This window comes from Lentzea cavernae (assembly GCF_014653695.1).
Lineage (GTDB): Bacteria > Actinomycetota > Actinomycetes > Mycobacteriales > Pseudonocardiaceae > Lentzea > Lentzea cavernae.
In genome coordinates this window covers 641,752-658,318 of record NZ_BNAR01000002.1, presented here as the reverse complement: position 1 = coordinate 658,318, position 16,567 = coordinate 641,752, and the positions used below count along the sequence as shown (strand labels likewise).

The window sequence follows — 16,567 nt, the reverse complement described above, 5'->3', positions numbered from 1 at the left end:
TTGAGCACGAACACACCCACACACACGACGGCGAGACGCACTCACACGCGCACGTGCACGACGCGGGCCATGTCGAGGAGCACTCGCACTCGCATTAGTGCGATTCGCGGGTGACGTCGCTACCGCTGGAGCCGACCAGGAAGTCCAGGTCGGCTCCGGTGTCGGCGCCGAGCACGTGGTCGACGTAGAGCCGTTCCCAGCCGCGTTTCGGCGCCGCGAACGCCGCCGTCGTCGCCGCGTTCGGCGTCCGTGACAGGAAGTCCGGCGCCTCCACGTCGATCCGGCGGTTCTCCACGTCGAGCACGACGACGTCGCCCGTGCGGACCAGTCCGAGTGGTCCACCCGCCGCCGCCTCCGGTGCCACGTGCAGCACGACGGTGCCGTACGCGGTGCCGCTCATGCGCCCGTCGCAGATGCGGACCATGTCGCGCACGCCCTGTTCCAGCAGCTTCTTCGGCAACGGCATGTTCGACACCTCCGGCATGCCCGGATAGCCGCGCGGGCCGCAGCCGCGCAGCACCAGCACGGAGTCCGCGTCCACGTCGAGGTCCGGGTCGTCGACGCGGGCGTGGAAGTCCTCGATGCTGTCGAACACCACGGCCCTGCCCCGGTGCTGCAGCAGGTGCGCCGACGCCGCCGCCGGTTTGATCAAAGCTCCTGATGGCGCCAAGTTGCCGCGCAGCACCGCGATCCCGCCCTCGGCGATGATCGGCTCGGTCCGGCTCCTGATCACCTCCGGGTCCCAGATCGGCGCGTCGTCGAGGTGCTCGACCAGCGGCCGGCCCGTGACCGTGATCCCGTCGGGGTCGAGCAGGTCGCGCACCTCCCGCAGCACGGCGAGGAGCCCGCCCGCGCGGTGGAAGTCCTCCATCAGGAACCGGCCCGCCGGTTGGAGGTCCACGAGCAGCGGCACGCCCGAGCCGACGCGGTCGAAGTCGTCGAGGGTGAGGTCGACGCCCAGGCGGCCGGCGATCGCGAGCAGGTGCACCACGGCGTTGGTGGACCCGCCTATCGCCGCCAGCGCCACGATCGCGTTGTGGAAACTGGCCTTGGTGAGGAACGTGCTGGGCCTGCGGTCCTCCTCGACCAGCTCCACGACCAGCCGCCCGGTGCCGTGCGCGGCCTCCAGCAGCCTGCTGTCCGGCGCCGGGGTGCCCGCGACACCGGGCACGACGGTGCCCAGTGCCTCCGCGACCAGCGCCATCGTCGAGGCGGTGCCCATGGTGTTGCAGTGGCCGCGGCTGCGGATCATCGCCGACTCGGAGCGCAGGAACGCCTCCTGCGACAACGTGCCCGCGCGCACCTCCTCGGACAGCCGCCACACGTCGGTCCCGCACCCCAGGGGAACGCCGCGGAACGTGCCGGTCAGCATCGGCCCGCCCGGCACCACGACCGCGGGGACGTCGACGGACGCGGCGGCCATCAGCAACGCCGGGATCGTCTTGTCGCACCCGCCGAGCAGCACCACGCCGTCCACGGGGTTCGCGCGCAGCATCTCCTCCGCGGCCATCGCCGCCATGTTGCGCCACAGCATTGCGGTGGGGCGGACGTTCGTCTCGCCGAGCGACACCACGGGCAGGTTGAGCGGGATGCCGCCCGCCTCGTACACGCCGTTGGAGACCGACTTCGCCACGTCGTCGAGGTGCGCGTTGCACGGCGTGAGGTCGGAGGCGGAGTTCGCGATGGCGATCTGCGGCCTGCGGAAGGCGTCGTCCGGGGTGCCGCGCCGCATCCAGGCGCGGTGGATGTAGGCGTTGCGGTCGTCACCGGCGTACCACTGCGCGCTGCGTAGTCCCACTGAACGCCTCCTCGCGGTCACCCCGACGATAACTACATCGGCAGGTCCGGCGGCAGTTGCAACGCGATGGTGATCAGCGAGTGCACCCGGTTCGCGATCACCGTCAGCAGCCCGTGCATCTCCGGGGACGCGGCGTCGGCGGCCTCCTGGAGCGTGCGCAGGTCCATGTCGATCTGCCCGAGCACCGCCGCGGTGTCGGCGGGACCGGCCGCGAACGCCCGAGCGATGTCCTCCAGGGGAAGACCGTGGACCTCCAGGCGTTGTACGAGGTGGATGCGCTCCACGTCGTCGGCGCGGTAGAGGCGGTAGTTGCTCGCGGTGCGCTGGGCGGGGCTGATCAGGCCCAGCGTCGTGTAGTAGTCGACGGTGCGGATGCTCACGCCGGCGCGGGCGGCGAGCTCGCCGATCTTCAGCAGTGCTTCGGACAAAGCGATGACCTCCCGTCACCGAGAACCATACAGTGCTACGTGCTACTGTTGGAAACATGCCTGAAGAAGCCGATGTAGACGGCTGTAGTACTGGGCCGGGTGCGCCTTGTTGATCGCATCCGGCTTGCTCGCCATCGTGGTGCTGACGGTGGCCACGGGGTATTTCGTCGCGCAGGAGTTCGCCTACATGGCGGTCGACCGCGGCCGCCTGCAGCAGATGGCGGAGGGCGGCTCGAAGGCCGCCGACCGCGCGTACCGCGTGACGCAGAAGCTCTCGTTCATGCTGTCCGGTGCCCAGTTCGGCATCACGGTGACGGCGCTGCTCGTGGGATACGTGGCCGAGCCGCTGCTCGGCGCCGGCCTCGGCATCCCCGGCTCCATGGTGATCGCGCTCGGGTTCGCGACGTTCGTGCAGATGGTGCTCGGTGAGCTGCTGCCGAAGAACCTCGCGATCGCCCGGCCCGAACAGCTGGCGCTGGCGCTGAGCGCGTCCACCCTCGTGTACCTCAAGATCGCGGGTCCGCTGATCCGGTTGTTCGACGCGGCCGCGAACCGGTTGCTGCGCGCGATCGGCATCGAGCCCGTCGAGGAGCTGCCCCAGGGCGCCACGCCCGAGGACTTCCGGCAGATCGTCGAGGAGGCGGGGGAGCAGGGTCACCTGGACCCCGAGCTCACGCGGCTGCTGGAGCACGGCATCGGGTTCCGCGAGCTCGTCGCCGAGCAGGCGATGACGCCCCGCGTGAACGTCCACACCGTGCGGTTCGACGAGCCCGCCTCGCGCGTGGTCTCGTTGCTGGACACCGGGAACTCGCGTTTCCCGGTGGTCGGCGACGACCTCGACGACCTGCGCGGCGTGGTCGGGCTGGCCGAGGTGCTGACCCTGGAACCGGAGCAGCGGTCCTCGACGGAGATCGAGAAGATCGCCTCGCCCGCGCTCGTGGTCCCCGGGACGCTGCCGCTGCCCGCCGTGCTCGAGAGGCTGCGGACCGAACGCCGCCAGCTCGCCTGCGTGGTCGACGAGTTCGGCGGGTTCGCCGGCGTGATCTCGCTGGAGGACCTGGCCGAGGAGCTCGTCGGCGACATCCACGACGAGGACGACCTGGTCGAGGACACGATCGCGCCCCTGGGCGAGCACCGCTGGCAGGTCCCCGGCCGGATGCGCCTCGACGAGGTCGAGGACGTGACCGGTGTCGAGCTGCCCGAGGACGACGCCTACGACACCGTGTCGGGCCTGGTGCTGCACCAGCTCGGCCGCGTGCCGGAGGTCGGCGACGAGGTCGTGCTCGAAGGCGTGACGCTGCTGGTGACGGCGGTGGCGCGCAACGTGCCGGAGTCCGTCGAGATCAACGTGCTGGAGGCGGCCCGATGACGAGCATCCTCATCTCCGTCGTGCTGCTGGCACTGAACGGCTTCTTCGTGGCCGCCGAGTTCGCGTTGATCGCGGCGAAGCGGCACCGCCTGGAGCAGGCCGCCGAGACGTCACGGGCGGCGCGTGCCGCCGTGGCGGGCGTGCGCGAGCTGTCGCTGATGCTCGCGGGTGCCCAGCTCGGCATCACGCTGTGCACGCTCGGCCTGGGCGCGCTGGCCAAGCCGGCCGTCGCGGACCTGCTGTCGCCGGTGCTCGAGTGGACCGGCCTGCCGGAGGCGTTCGCCTACGGCATCGCGTTCACGATCAGCCTGGTGCTGGTGGTGTTCCTGCACATGGTCGTCGGCGAGATGGCGCCCAAGTCGTGGGCCATCGCGCACCCCGAGCGGTCCGCGCTGATCCTCGCGCTGCCGTTCCGCGCGTTCGCCCGCTCGGTCCGCTGGCTCCTCAGCGGACTGAACTCGACGACGAACGGCCTGCTGCGCCTGATGAAGGTCGAGCCGCAGGACGAGCTGGCGCAGGCGCACCGGCCGGACGACCTGCGGATGCTGCTGCGCCAGTCCGCCGAGCACGGCCTCATCCCCGAGGCCCAGCAACGGCTGCTGACGAGGATGCTGCAGGTCCAGCGCACCACCGTGAGCGAGGTGATGGTGCCGATCGCGGAGACGTCGACGGTCACCGACGCCGTCACGGCGCGCGAGGTCGAGCAGCGCAGCCTCCAGTGTGGACGGTCGCGCTTCCCCGTCACCGACTCGCGCGGGCAGTACGTGGGTCTCGTGCACATCCGCGAGGCCATGCGCGCCACCGCCCGCGGCGAGGAACCGACGGCGGGCGAGCTGATGGGCCCGGTGCTGACGCTGCCCGCGTCGATGCCGGTGGCCCAGGCCGTGACGGCGATGCGCGACGAACGCGCGCAGCTGGCCCTCGTCGGAGACGGTGATGTTGTTGGTATCGCGACGCTCGAGGACCTCCTCGAAGAGCTGATCGGCGACTTCGAGGACGAAACAGACACCCGTCCGGTCGGCGTCCGCTGACCGGAGTTTCCCAGGGAGGAAACACACATGTTCAAGCGGATGCTCAGCGCCTTCGGCGTCGGCGGCCCGTCGGTCGACACCGTGCTGGACTCGCCGCACGCCTCGCCCGGCCAGCTCGTCACCGGACAGGTGCGCATCCAGGGCGGCAGCGCGGACGCCGAGATCGGCCAGGTCGTGCTGTCGCTCGTCACCCGCGTCGAGGTCGAGCACGGTGACCACGAGTACGGCGGCGTGTCGGAGTTCCAGCGGGTCGTCGTGCAGCAGGGCGTGCGGGTCGCGGCGGGCCAGTTGCTCGCGATCCCGTTCCAGCTGCCGATCCCGTGGGAGACCCCGCTCACCGCGGTCGGCGGTGGCCAGCTGCCCGGCATGACCGTGGGCGTGCGGACCGAGCTCGTGATCGCGGGCGCGCCGGACAAGGGCGACCTCGACCCCGTGCTGGTCCACCCGCTGCCGTCGCAGGACGCGGTGCTCAACGCCTTCGGGCAGCTCGGTTTCTCGTTCCGCAGCGCGGACGTCGAGGCGGGCCGCCTGCACGGCGTGCCGCAGGAGCTGGGTTTCTACCAGGAGATCGAGTTCTTCCCGCCCGCTCAGTTCGGCGGCCGCATCCAGCAGGTCGAGCTGACGTTCGTGGCCACCCCGCACGAGCTCTTCGTGATCCTCGAGGCAGACAAGCGCGGCGGGATGTTCTCGTCGGGCGGTGACGCGTTCGGCCACTTCCGGCTGTCGCACCAGGAGGCGCAGTCAGCCGACTGGGCGTCGTCCATCAACGGATGGCTGTCCCAGGTGGCGGAGCGCAGCGGTGGCATGTTCGGGCAGCAGGGTCAGTACGGCCAGCACGGGCACTACGACCAGCACGGGCACTACGACCAGCACGGGCACCACAGCGGGCACCACGGCCGTGGCGGCATGGGCATGGGCACGGTCGTCGCGGCCGGTGCCGCCGGTGTCGTCGGCGGCATGGTCGTCGGCGAGATGATGGACGACGCGTTCGAGGACTTCGGCGGCGAGGACGAGTAGGGACTGCCGAGCCCCACGACCTGAGAGGAATCGTTGATGGAGTGGATGACGAGCCCGGAGCTGTGGGTCGCGTTCGCGACGCTGCTCCTGCTCGAGATCGTGCTCGGCATCGACAACGTCGTGTTCATCTCGATCCTGGCCGGGCGCCTGCCGGAGGAACAGCGGCGCCGGGCCCAGGTCGTGGGCCTCTCGCTGGCCCTCGTCACGCGCCTGCTGCTGCTCGCGTCGCTGGCGTGGGTGATCGGGCTGACGGCGCCGTTGTTCACGGTGCTGGGCCAGGAGATATCCGGGCGAGATCTGATCCTGTTGCTGGGCGGTCTCTTCCTGCTCGGCAAGGCGACCTTCGAGATCCACGAACAACTCGAGGGCTCCGACCACGCCAAGGAGCGCAAGGCGGTCTCGTTCGCCAGCGTGATCGCCCAGATCCTGGTGCTGGACATCGTCTTCTCGCTCGACTCGGTGATCACCGCGGTCGGCATGGTCGACGAGCTCGGCATCATGATCTCGGCCGTGGTCGTCGCGATGATCGTGATGCTGGTGTCGGCCAAGGCGATCTCGGAGTTCGTGAACCGCCACCCGACGGTGAAGATGCTCGCGCTGTCGTTCCTGCTGCTGATCGGTGGCAGCCTGATCGCCGAGGGCTTCGACCAGCACATCCCGAAGGGGTACGTGTACGGGCCGATCGCGTTCTCGGTGTTCGTGGAGTTCCTGAACCTGCGGATGCGGGCGAAGCGGACGTCGAAGCCGGTGGCGCTGCACGGCACGTACGTGAAGAACGCCGACTAGCTCGGTCCTGCAAGACGCGAAGACGCGCACGGCCTCGAACTGGCCGTGCGCGTCTTCGCTTTCAGAGCAGCACTTCGGACACGGTGAAGCCGGTGTCGCACTCAGGACAGGTCGCCTGACCGAAGACGTACCGGAACGTGTGCGCCACTTTCTCCTTGCCGTGCGCGGTGGCGGTCTCCCAGACGCGGCGGCCCAACCCCTCCAGTGCCGCGGGATCGGCGGGCCGCAGCGGCCGTTCCCCGCCCTCCTCTGTGCGGCTGACGCCCTCGTCCACGACGACGAACATCGGGGTGTCGCACTCGGGGCACTCGACCTCGTACTCCTGGTCGGTCATGCCCCAGGACAGGACGTCGGCCTGGTCCAGCACGCCTTCGAGCACCAGAACGCTTTCCAGCACGTAGGTGTAGGCGTCCTCGTCGGTATCGGGCAGCACCGCGTTCGCGGTCTTCGACAGCCGGGTGATGGAGGCCGCGTGCTCCGCGCGGACCTCGTCGTCGCCCCCGTCGGCGAGGATGCCGGCCGCGAGCAGGACGGCGTCGACGTTGGCCATGTCCGCGAGGTGGGGGAGCGCCGCGTAGCTGGCGGGGTAGCTGGTTCCCTGGTGGCACAAGGCGCTCCAGAGCTCGGTCCACGCCTCCCGGTCGTTCGCGGCGGCTCGGGCGAGGAGACCGGGGACGTCCTCGGCGGTGCCGTAGGCGTGGTGCAGAACAGACCAGTCCGTCATGCCCGTGATCAGATCACAGGCATGACGGACTGTTGTCGTGGAACGGGATCAGCCGACCGCGACCGGCTCCTGCCTGTCCTTCTTCTCGATGTCGTCGAGCGCGGTGCCCTCGACGTCGAGTTCCGGCAGCCAGCGCAGGAACTTCGGCAGCCACCAGGCGCGCTCGCCGAGCAGGGCGAGTGCGGCGGGCACGAGCACCATGCGGACCACGAACGCGTCCACGAAGATGCCGATGGCCAGGGCGAACGCGATCGACTTCACGGTCGGCTCGCCGGCCGGGACGAAGCCCGCGAACACCGAGAACATGATCAGCGCGGCGGCGATGACGACCGGGGCCGCCTGGCGGAAACCCGTGGTGATGGCCTCGATCGGCTTGGCGCCGCGGTGGTGCGCCTCGTGCATCCGGGACACCAGGAAGATCTGGTAGTCCATGGCGAGTCCGAACAGGATGCCGATCACCAGGATCGGGGTGAGGCTGATCAGCGGGCCGGTGCCGTCGAGGTTGACCGCGTCGGCGAGCCAGCCCCACTGGAACACCGCGACCGTGGCGCCGAGCGACGAGCCGATGGTCAGCAGGAAGCCGAGCACGCCCACGAGCGGCACGAGCAGCGAGCGGAACACCAGGATCAGCAGCACCAGCGCGAGGCCGACGACGACCGCGAGGTAGATCGGCAGGGCCTTGTCGAGCGAGGTGGCCACGTCGACGCTCACCGCGGTGGCACCGGTGACGTAGGCTTCTCCACCCTCCACATCGGACAGTTCGGCGCGCAGGTCGGCGACGAGCTTCTCGGTCTCGACGGTGTCGGGGCCGGACTTCGGGATCACGGTGACGAGAGCGGACTTGCCGTCCTGGCTCGGCTGCGCCGGGGTGACCAGGGCGACGTCGGACAGCTTCGTGATCGGCTCGGAGGCCTTGGTGGCCGTCGCGGCGGCGCCGTCACCCTCGAACAGGACGATGATCGGGCCGTTGAAGCCCTCGCCGAAGCCCTTCGCGAGGATCTGGTCCGCGCGCTCCTGCGTGGAGTTGGCCGGCGGCTTCTGGATGAGCGTGGTGTCCATGGACGCCACCGGGATCGAGACGATGCCGAGCGCCACGACCGAGAGCAGCAGCGCGGCGACGCGGTTGCGGGTGACCGCGCCGGCCCAGCCGCGGACGACACCGCGGTCCTTGGGCTCGGAGGCCTCGGCGGCGCGCTCCTTGCGGGTCAGCACGCGGCGGCCGAGCATGCTCAGCACCGCGGGCACCAGCGTGATGGCGATCAGGACCGCGACGACGATCGTGGCGGCGGCCGAGACGCCCATCTGCGTGAGGAACGGGATGCCCGCGATCGCGAGGCCCACCAGCGCGATCACCACGGTCAGACCCGCGGTGACGACGGCGGAACCGGCGGTGCCGACGGCGGTCGCGACGGCGTGGCCGACGTCCGAGCCGCGGCGCAGCTCTTGCCGGTAGCGGTTGATGATGAACAACGCGTAGTCGATGCCGACCGCGAGTCCCAGCATCGAGGCGAGGATCGGCGTGGTCGACTGCAGGTCCATGAACCCGGTGGCGATCGTGATGCCGAGTGCGCCGATGCCGACGCCGATGGCGGCGCTGAGCAGGTTCATGCCGGCCGTCACGAGCGAGCCGTAGGTCAGCGCGAGCACGACCAGCGCCAGCACGACACCGATGACCTCGGTGATGCCGCCGATGTGCGGGATCTCCTGCATCGCGGTGCCGCTGACCTCGACGGTCAGTCCGGCCGCACGGGCCTTGTCGACGGCCTTGAGCAGGTCCGCGCGCTGCTCGTCGGTGACCTCGCCGGGCTTCACGTCGTAGGTGACGGTGCTGTAGCCGACGTTGAGGTCCTGGTTGACGCTCGGCGCGGCGGGGTCGAGCGGGTTCGTCGCCGACCGCACGCCCTTCAGCCCGGACGCGTCCGCCACCAGGTCGGTGATCGCCTTGACGTTCTGCGGCAGCTTCTGGCCGTCCGGCGCCTGCAGGACGACCCTGGCCGTCGCGGTCTCGCCGGAGCCGAACGTCTTCTGGATGCGCTCCAGGGCGGTGGTCGACTCCTGCCCGGGGATGGACATCGAGTTCGACGTCTCACCGCCGAGGGTGAACGCGCCGGCACCGGCGCCGATCAGCACGAGAAGCCAGATCAGGACGACGGGGAGACGGCGCCGGTGAGCGCCCATTCCCAGTTTGTAGAGCAGTTTCGCCATGATTGTCAGGCCTCCTGGTGCCCGAGTGCGTCGTAACAGGTAGCGAGGATCAAGGGACGCCACAGCGTCTTGTCACCCTGCTGGTTGGCCAGAAGGGTGAGCACGGCCATGGCGCTCAGCGCGCCGACTATCCGGATGGCGCGAGGGAGTTCGGTGGTGGGGTCGATCACGAACATCTCGTTCAGCAACAGCTCGTCCTGCGCCTGCTGCGGGTCCTCTCCCGGCGCGGTCATCGACCGGAACAGCAGTGCGACCATGCCGGGCCGGTCGAGCGCGTAGTCGGTGAGCAGCTCCAGCGACCGCCGCTCTCGTGCGGGGCCCGCCGGGATGTCCTTGACCAGGTCGAGGACGTGCTGGGTGATCACGCGGCTCTGTGCCCACGCCGCTTCGAAGAGAGCGTCCTTGCTCGGGAAGTGGTGCAGGAGACCCGCCTTCGACAGGCCGACGGCGTCCGCGAGGGACTTCAACGAGGTCTGCTCGAAGCCGTGTCGCGCGAAGAGCGCGGCGGCGGCGTCGAGGATGTCCTCGTCGACCGCAGTCCTGGGCTGTCGTGGCATGCAGGCGACTTTACGGCGTTCACCAACCGATTCGGTAGGTTTACCGACCGAAACGGTCGGTGGCGTTCGTCACCACAAAGGGTGAGTGATCAGGTTTGAAGCTGCCGTTGAGGTGACCGGTGGTCACGCAGTGTTGACCGGTGCGATGACCCAAGAGGAGGTCGTCACCGTTGACGAGTTCCGCGTCAGCGCGCCCCTCTGAACGCGCTGCTGTGAGAATGGGCGGATGTTCGTCTTCGACGCGGAGCTGTGGATCTGGGACGCCCGCCGCACCGAGACCTGGACCTTCGTGACGCTCCCCGAGGACGTCTCGGACCAGATCCGCGACATCGCCACGCCCGGCCGGGGTTTCGGCGCGGTGAAGGTCAGGGCGGGCGTCGGTGCCAGCACGTGGTCGACGTCGGTGTTCCCGGACAAGCAGTCCGGTTGTTACGTGCTGCCGGTCAAGGCCGCCGTGCGCAAGAAGAACGACGTGGGGCCGGGCGATGTCGTCGAGGTGACGGTCGAGGTGCTCTAGCGGGTCCAGTCGATGTCGGCGTAGATGGCGGCGTGGTCGCTGGCCGCGTGCACCTCGCCGGTCAGGGTTTCGTAGATGTCCCAGCGGTCGCGGGTCCGCGGGCCGCGCCACACGCCCTTGCGGAAGACGCCGCCGCCGGTGGCCTTCGCGAACAGCGGGGGCGTCAGCAGGACGTAGTCGATCTTGCCCTTCTCGTTGACGCCGCGGTAGGTGCCGAGGCGGTGGTTCCAGTCGAAGTTCTCGTGCTCGCTGATGTCCCGCAGGCCCGTGCGCTGGAAGAGCGGGCGCAGGCACTCGCTGTCCGCGGTGTCGTTGAGGTCGCCGACGACGGCGATGTGCTCGTGGCCCTCGTCGCGCAGCCGGTTCACGATGCGGGAGATGCGGACGGCCTGGCGGAACCGGCGGCGGGCGCCGAGCGGGTCGCCGGGGGAGCCGTAACCCTTGGACTTCAGGTGGTTCACCAGCACGACGAGTTCGGGGCCGGCGGGTGTGCGGACGTGGTACTCGGCGCAGTCGCGGGAGAAGACGACGCCTGAGGTGTCCCGCGCGTACACGTGCGTGCGGATGGTGATGACCTGGTGGGCGTCGCGGGTCAGCAGGCCGACGTTGATGCCGCGCTCGTCGTTGCCGTCGATGAGGTGGACCTCCTCGTACGGGGTCCAGCCGACGTGCTTGAGCATCGAGGCGGAGAACATGTGCAGCAGTTCGCGCGACTCGGCCTCGACGACGCCGAGGACCTGCGCGCCGACGTCGCGCATCACCTGGGCGGTGTGGCGCGTGGCGAGCTCGCTGATGGGTTCGGTGGTGAGCTCGACCCAGCCGACCCAGGACTCTCGACCGCTTGCCACGACTGAGGTTTCGCCGGTGCGGTGGCGCGCGAGGAACCGGCCGCGGATGCGCCGCAGGATCGCGTACCTGCTCCGGTCACTCCTGAGCAACTCGAGCGTCGTCAGGTGTTCCGCGAGTTCTTCCTTGACTTCCGGCGTGTAGGTCTCGGAGGCGATGAGTTCGTTGAAACGGGCGTGGGCGGCCAGGATCGGAGCCGCGTGCTTGGTGGCGTTGCGGCCCATCACTTTGGGGCGCTCGAACATGTTCTCCACGTTGAACGACCCGATTCGGGTGGTGCTCACACCCTCCAGGGTCGCATGTGGAGGAACGTGTCCGCCCTGGTCCGCTCGGGTGATGTTTCACTGGGCCGTTGGGGCACAACCACTTGCGGCCACTAGACCCGGCTGAGCTGCCGGCCGCTCTCGATCAGCTCATCGGTGAACGAGTCGAGCGCCTGGGCGAAGTCGCGCTGGTCCGGCTCGTGCCAGTCCCGCAACTGGTCGAGCAGCCAGCGCCGCCACGCCCGCACGAGCTCGGTGAACACCTCCGCGCCCCGGTCGGTGAACCGGTAGCCGTCGTCGCCGAACGCCAGGTGTCCCGACCGCACGAGGGCCTGCGCGGTCGGTTCGAAGATGCCGCCGGGCACCTTCGTCATCTCCGCGATCTCGGCGAGCGTGGCGACCCCGTCGTCCGTCGACGCGCGGTACACGCGGCCGAGCAGCCAGGCCTGTTCCAACGGCAGGTCGACCCCGGAACGCCGCAGCACGGCCGATCCCGGGTCCTCGGAGGACTTCGCGACCACCGTGGAGACCAGCTTGCGCAGCTCGTCGTAGGAGTTCGACGGCGGCGCGGCGAAGCTCTCGCCCACACCGTTGTTGCCGGCCGCGGCGGCACGGGAGGTGTCCCGCAGCTGGACCTGCGGCAGGAAGAGCGCGACCAGCAACGCGACCAGGCCGATCGGGGCGGCGATCAGGAACATCATCTGCACGGTCTCGGCGTACCCGGCGACGACCGGCGCCCTCAGCGCGTCCGGCAGCGCGTGGACGGCGGCGGGGCTCGCGATGGCGCGCGGGTCGACGCCCGGCGGGACGACGAGGTGCTTCGGCAGCTGGTTCGCGTAGATCGTGCCGAACATCGCGACGCCGAACGAGCTGCCCATCGTGCGCAGGAAGCTGATGCCGGACGTGGCGACACCGAGGTCGGCGTAGTTCGTGGTGCTCTGCACGACGATCACCGGCACCTGCATCACCAGGCCGATGCCCGCGCCCAGCACCACCATGAACGCGCCCATCTCCCAGTAGCTGGTCGAGGCGTCCAGCAGGGACAGCAGGAACAGGCCGGCGGTGAGGCCGACCGAGCCGGCGATGGGGAAGATCCGGTACTTGCCGGTGCGACTGATCGTGTTGCCGGTCAGCAGCGCCGTGGACATCAGCCCGGCGATCAGCGGCAGCATCCACAGCCCGGACGCCGTGGCCGACTCGCCGCGCACGTACTGCAGGTAGATCGGCAGGTACGTGATGCCGCCGAGCATCGCGAACCCGACGACGAAGCTGAGGATGCCCGACACCGTGAACACCCTGCTGCGGAACAACCTCATCGGCAGCATCGGCTCGGCCGCGCGCTGCTCCACGAACACGAACGCGACGAGGAGCACGACCGACCCGGCCGCCATCCACAGGATCGTCGGCGACGTCCACGCGTACTCGGTGCCGCCCCAGCTCGTGACCAGCGTCAGCCCGGTGGCCGCCAGGGCGATCAGCGCGATGCCGGCGTAGTCGATCTTCGGGCGGCCCTCGGTCCTGATCGTGGGCAGCGCCGCGATCGCGACCAGCACCACCGCGATGCCGAGCGGGATGTTCACGTAGAACGCCCACCGCCAGCTCAGGTGGTCGACGAACAGCCCGCCGAGCAACGGCCCCGCGACCGTCGCGACGCCGAACACCGCGCCCGCGAAGCCCTGGAACTTGCCGCGTTCCTTCAACGGCACGACGTCCGCGATGATCGCCGTCGAGGTGACCATCAACCCGCCCGCGCCCAGACCCTGGACCGCGCGGAACGCGATGAGCGTGCCCATCGACTCCGACCAGCCCGCGAAGAACGACCCGACCAGGAACAGCGCGACGCTGACGAGGAACGTCTTCTTGCGCCCGTAGAGGTCGCCGAACTTGCCGATCAGCACCGTCATGATCGTCTCGGCGAGCAGGTACGAGGTCACCACCCACGACAGGTGCGCGCCGCCGCCCAGATCAGCCACCATCGTGGGCAGCGCGGTGGACACGATGGTCTGGTCGAGCGCGGCCAGCAGCATGGCGAGCAGCACGGCCGCGACGACCAGGTTCCGCCTGCGGGTGTCGATCATCTCGGGCACGCTGGGGATGATCGCGCAGGTTGGACGACCTCGCAGGGGGAGGAACTCGATGGGGGCAGGGGCCGCGCTGGTGGTGTTCGGCGACGTGCGGGCGGCGGTCCGCGCGGGCGGCGTGCCGGACCGGTCGGCGGCGGAGGCGGTGATCCGCGCGTTGCGGCCCGGCTGCGCGATCGAGCCGGTCGCGGACGGCTCGCTGGCGGACGACATCCTCCCCGGCGAGGGGTTCGCGTACGTGGCGGTGCTGCCGGAGGCCACGATCGTGTGCGACCGGGAACTGGCGACCGTGCCGGTGGCGGAGCAGGTGCTGGAGCACGCCGGGGATCGTCCGCTGGCCGTGTTCGCCCAGCACCCGGTGGCGGGCGGGCTGGCCTTCGCGCAGTGGGCGGCGGACGGCGCGCTGCTTCGTTCGCACCACGCCGAATCGCCTGAGCAGCACGAACTGGCGGACGCGGTCGCGGTGGAGATGTTCGGGTTCACCGCGCAGAGCCCGCCCGGCCTCGTGGTGCACGGCTTCCGGTGGAGGCGCTCGGAGCAGCCACGGCTTCGTGCCACCACCGCGAGCGCCGAACGGTCGTTGATCCCGCAACCCGACTAGGGTCGGGGACGTTCAGCCGAAGGAGGCCGTCTTGATCTTCATCACCGCCAAGTTCCGCGTCCTGCCCGAGCACGCGCAAGCGTGGCCCGAGATCAGCAGGACCTTCACCGAGGCCACCCGCGCCGAGCCCGGCTGCCTGTGGTTCGACTGGTCGCGCAGCCTCGACGACCCGAACGAGTACGTGCTGGTCGAGGCGTTCCGGGACGGGGACGCGGGCGGGGCGCACGTGCAGTCCGAGCACTTCAAGAACGCCCAGGCGGAACTGCCTCAGTACCTCGCCGAGACACCGCGCATCGTCAGCCAGAACGTGGACCAGGACGACTGGTCGCGGCTCGGCGAGATGGAGGTTGCGCCACGCGGGTGAGCCTTGCCCGGATCGTTTGGCGCACGTGGTTCCTCCGCCAGAGGATGGCCCGATGGACGCCTTCGTGGAGTTGTCCGCCGAGCTGACCGGGTTCTCGGCGGAGGAGCTGACGTCGACCGGACTGGTCGAGCAGTACCGCGCGCTGGCCGACGGCGCGTCCGAGGCCGAGATCATCCAGCTCTGGTACACCGGCGTGTGGCGCGGGGTGATCCCGACCGAGCGCGCCTACGCCGAAGGCCTGGCGTGGAAGGCGATCGGGGTGTCCCCGCCGGGCTCGGCGGCACCGGGCTTCGGCAGCTGGGAGCAGAGACCGCGAAGAAGCGCCCGGTGAGGGCGGTGGTCGTCGGCGCGGGGTTCGCCGGCTCGCTCGTCGCGAAGGTGCTGGGGGACAACGGGTTCCGCGTGCTCGTGCTGGAGGCGGGCGCGGAGCCGAACGAGGACGCGGTCAGCAGGTTCCGCACGGCGCTCGTCAAGTCGCCGCTCAAGCCCTACCGCAGGACCGCCGCCGCGCCGTCGAGCGACTACCTGATCAACACCGGGCCGTACGCGTACTCGAGCCCGTACCTGCGCATGAACGGTGGCACGGGCACCGCCTGGACGGGGATCACGCCCCGGATGCGCCCCGACGACTTCCACGCCGCCGACGTCGGCCGCGGCCGCAACTGGCCGTGGGGCTACGACGTCCTGGAGCCCTACTACCGCGCGGCGGAGTGGGAGATCGGGATCGCGGCCGACGCCGACGAGCAGCGGCAGCACCTGCCCGTCGCGGACGGCTACCGCTATCCCATGCACGCCCTGCCCCGCACGTACCTCGACCACGCCGTGGCGTCCGTTGTGGACGGTGCCCTGGTCGACGGCCACGAGCTGCTCGTCGTCGGCACACCGCAGGCGCGCAACGGGATTCCGGTGCCGGGCTACCGGCTCGACGGGCAGCGGTGCGCCGGCTTCGCGAGCTGCGTGCCGATCTGCCCGGAGAACGCCAAGTACACCCCGCACCGCACGCAGAAGCAGTGGTCCGCCACCGTCGAACTGCGGACCCGCTGCGTGGTGAACCGCGTGCACGCCGACGAGTCCGGACGCGTCACTAAGGTCAGCTACCAGCGCTACGAGGACGACACGTCCGGCAGGCACACGCGGCACTCGGAGGAGGCGGACGTGGTGGTCCTCGCCGCGCACGCCATCGAGAACGCCAAGCTGCTGCTCATGTCCAGGCTCGCGAACAGCAGCGACCAGGTCGGCCGCAACCTGATGGACCACCCCGCGCTGCTGACGTGGGCGCTGATGCCCCAGGCCGTCGGCCCGTTCCGCGGCCCCGGCTCGACCACGGGCATCGAGGCGTTCCGCGGCGGTCCCGACCGTGCCAGGAGGGCGCCGTTCCGCATCGAGATCGGCAACTGGGGCTGGGGCTGGGCGGCCGGCAGCCCCGACTCCGACACGGCGGAGTTCGTCGCGGCTGGCCTGCGCGGGCAGGCGCTGCGGGAAGCGGTCGGGGACAGGGTGAGCAGGCAGTTCGCGCTCCAGTTCGAGATCGAGCAGGAGGCCGACCCGGAGAACCGCGTGACGCTCGCGGCGGACCTCGACCCGCTGGGCAACCCTCGCCCGTCGATCCACTACGGACTGTCCGACTACGTGAAGGACGGCCTGCTGGCCGCGAAACGCGCCTCGGACGGGATCTTCGAACTGCTCGGCGCCGACGACCACACGTCGTACAAGCCGGACGAGGAGCGGTACTTCGAGCACGACGGCGAACCGCTCAGGTACTGGGGCGCCGGGCACAGCGGCGGCACCCACGTCATGGGCACCTCCCCGCGCGACTCGGTCGTCGACCAGTGGCAACGCTGCTGGGACCACCCGAACCTGTACGCGGTGGGGTGCGGCAGCATGCCGTCGCTCGGCACGTCGAATCCGTCGCTGACGATGGCCGCGCTGGCCCTGCGCACCGCCGAGCACCTCGTGTCACGCGCACGCTGAAGGGAGTTC

Annotated in this window: 16 protein-coding genes; 9 read left to right on the top strand and 7 right to left on the bottom strand. The window is 70.1% G+C overall.

Features of this window, described 5'->3' with window-relative positions; translation table 11 throughout:
* Positions 1-94: 94 nt before the first annotated feature.
* Positions 95-1,798: a dihydroxy-acid dehydratase gene (locus IE307_RS09000; RefSeq protein ID WP_191297382.1), complete on the bottom strand. Its 1,704-nt coding sequence runs from the start codon at positions 1,796-1,798 to the stop codon at positions 95-97.
* Between the two features lie 32 nt (positions 1,799-1,830).
* The gene (locus tag IE307_RS08995; RefSeq protein ID WP_191297381.1) at positions 1,831-2,226 is read right to left on the bottom strand and encodes a MerR family transcriptional regulator; all 396 of its coding nucleotides are present in this window, start codon (positions 2,224-2,226) and stop codon (positions 1,831-1,833) included.
* Between the two features lie 109 nt (positions 2,227-2,335).
* Between IE307_RS08995 and IE307_RS08990 the strand changes: the two genes are divergently transcribed.
* Genes IE307_RS08990 through IE307_RS08975 form a run of 4 tightly spaced genes read left to right on the top strand, consistent with a single transcriptional unit; the run spans position 2,336 to position 6,429 of the window.
* The gene (locus IE307_RS08990; protein WP_229904540.1) at positions 2,336-3,595 is read left to right on the top strand and encodes a hemolysin family protein; all 1,260 of its coding nucleotides are present in this window, start codon (positions 2,336-2,338) and stop codon (positions 3,593-3,595) included.
* Positions 3,592-4,626, top strand: a complete 1,035-nt coding sequence (locus tag IE307_RS08985) for a hemolysin family protein (RefSeq protein WP_191297379.1) — start codon at positions 3,592-3,594, stop codon at positions 4,624-4,626. The genes IE307_RS08990 and IE307_RS08985 overlap by 4 nt, the downstream gene beginning before the upstream one ends.
* A 27-nt stretch (positions 4,627-4,653) precedes the next feature.
* Positions 4,654-5,643, top strand: a complete 990-nt coding sequence (locus IE307_RS08980; protein ID WP_191297378.1) for a sporulation protein — start codon at positions 4,654-4,656, stop codon at positions 5,641-5,643.
* Positions 5,644-5,679: 36 nt separating this feature from the next.
* Entirely contained in the window at positions 5,680-6,429 is a 750-nt protein-coding gene (locus IE307_RS08975) for a TerC family protein (RefSeq protein WP_191297377.1), read from the top strand.
* Between the two features lie 61 nt (positions 6,430-6,490).
* Here IE307_RS08975 and IE307_RS08970 read toward each other — a convergent pair whose 3' ends face one another.
* Genes IE307_RS08970 through IE307_RS08960 form a run of 3 tightly spaced genes read right to left on the bottom strand, consistent with a single transcriptional unit; the run spans position 6,491 to position 9,915 of the window.
* On the bottom strand, positions 6,491-7,153 hold the full coding sequence (locus IE307_RS08970; RefSeq protein ID WP_191297376.1) for a hypothetical protein: 663 nt from the start codon (positions 7,151-7,153) through the stop codon (positions 6,491-6,493).
* A gap of 48 nt (positions 7,154-7,201) precedes the next feature.
* Positions 7,202-9,358 (bottom strand): MMPL family transporter, encoded by a 2,157-nt coding sequence (locus tag IE307_RS08965; RefSeq protein WP_191297375.1) that lies wholly within the window; start codon positions 9,356-9,358, stop codon positions 7,202-7,204.
* A gap of 5 nt (positions 9,359-9,363) precedes the next feature.
* Positions 9,364-9,915: a TetR/AcrR family transcriptional regulator gene (locus IE307_RS08960; RefSeq protein WP_191297374.1), complete on the bottom strand. Its 552-nt coding sequence runs from the start codon at positions 9,913-9,915 to the stop codon at positions 9,364-9,366.
* A gap of 226 nt (positions 9,916-10,141) precedes the next feature.
* On the opposite strand from IE307_RS08960, the gene IE307_RS08955 reads away from it, so the two are divergent.
* The gene (locus tag IE307_RS08955; RefSeq protein WP_191297373.1) at positions 10,142-10,432 is read left to right on the top strand and encodes a DUF1905 domain-containing protein; all 291 of its coding nucleotides are present in this window, start codon (positions 10,142-10,144) and stop codon (positions 10,430-10,432) included.
* Here the strand turns inward: IE307_RS08955 and IE307_RS08950 are convergent.
* Positions 10,429-11,562, bottom strand: coding sequence for an endonuclease/exonuclease/phosphatase family protein (locus tag IE307_RS08950; RefSeq protein WP_229904539.1), 1,134 nt, complete (start codon positions 11,560-11,562; stop codon positions 10,429-10,431). The genes IE307_RS08955 and IE307_RS08950 overlap by 4 nt on opposite strands.
* Positions 11,563-11,654: 92 nt before the next feature.
* Positions 11,655-13,619 (bottom strand): MDR family MFS transporter, encoded by a 1,965-nt coding sequence (locus IE307_RS08945; RefSeq protein WP_191297616.1) that lies wholly within the window; start codon positions 13,617-13,619, stop codon positions 11,655-11,657.
* 58 nt (positions 13,620-13,677) lie between these two features.
* Between IE307_RS08945 and IE307_RS08940 the strand changes: the two genes are divergently transcribed.
* Genes IE307_RS08940 through IE307_RS08925 form a run of 4 tightly spaced genes read left to right on the top strand, consistent with a single transcriptional unit; the run spans position 13,678 to position 16,558 of the window.
* Entirely contained in the window at positions 13,678-14,223 is a 546-nt protein-coding gene (locus IE307_RS08940) for a DUF6928 family protein (protein ID WP_191297372.1), read from the top strand.
* A 31-nt stretch (positions 14,224-14,254) separates the two neighbouring features.
* Complete coding sequence (locus IE307_RS08935) at positions 14,255-14,587, top strand: putative quinol monooxygenase (RefSeq protein ID WP_191297371.1); 333 nt, start codon at positions 14,255-14,257, stop codon at positions 14,585-14,587.
* 52 nt (positions 14,588-14,639) lie between these two features.
* Entirely contained in the window at positions 14,640-14,918 is a 279-nt protein-coding gene (locus IE307_RS08930; RefSeq protein ID WP_191297370.1) for a hypothetical protein, read from the top strand.
* On the top strand, positions 14,915-16,558 hold the full coding sequence (locus tag IE307_RS08925) for a GMC family oxidoreductase (RefSeq protein WP_191297369.1): 1,644 nt from the start codon (positions 14,915-14,917) through the stop codon (positions 16,556-16,558). The genes IE307_RS08930 and IE307_RS08925 overlap by 4 nt, the downstream gene beginning before the upstream one ends.
* Positions 16,559-16,567 lie beyond the last annotated feature (9 nt).

Excerpts from the sequence above, each read along its gene's own strand:
- IE307_RS08940 (WP_191297372.1), top strand. The coding sequence starts at position 13,678 with ATGGGGGCAGGGGCCGCGCTGGTGGTGTTCGGCGACGTGCGGGCGGCG.
- IE307_RS08965 (WP_191297375.1), bottom strand. The coding sequence starts at position 9,358 with ATGGCGAAACTGCTCTACAAACTGGGAATGGGCGCTCACCGGCGCCGT.
- IE307_RS08985 (WP_191297379.1), top strand. The coding sequence starts at position 3,592 with ATGACGAGCATCCTCATCTCCGTCGTGCTGCTGGCACTGAACGGCTTC.
- IE307_RS08980 (WP_191297378.1), top strand. The coding sequence starts at position 4,654 with ATGTTCAAGCGGATGCTCAGCGCCTTCGGCGTCGGCGGCCCGTCGGTC.
- IE307_RS08945 (WP_191297616.1), bottom strand. The coding sequence starts at position 13,619 with ATGATCGACACCCGCAGGCGGAACCTGGTCGTCGCGGCCGTGCTGCTC.
- IE307_RS08975 (WP_191297377.1), top strand. The coding sequence starts at position 5,680 with ATGGAGTGGATGACGAGCCCGGAGCTGTGGGTCGCGTTCGCGACGCTG.
- IE307_RS08970 (WP_191297376.1), bottom strand. The coding sequence starts at position 7,153 with ATGACGGACTGGTCTGTTCTGCACCACGCCTACGGCACCGCCGAGGAC.
- IE307_RS08960 (WP_191297374.1), bottom strand. The coding sequence starts at position 9,915 with ATGCCACGACAGCCCAGGACTGCGGTCGACGAGGACATCCTCGACGCC.
- IE307_RS08930 (WP_191297370.1), top strand. The coding sequence starts at position 14,640 with ATGGACGCCTTCGTGGAGTTGTCCGCCGAGCTGACCGGGTTCTCGGCG.
- IE307_RS08955 (WP_191297373.1), top strand. The coding sequence starts at position 10,142 with ATGTTCGTCTTCGACGCGGAGCTGTGGATCTGGGACGCCCGCCGCACC.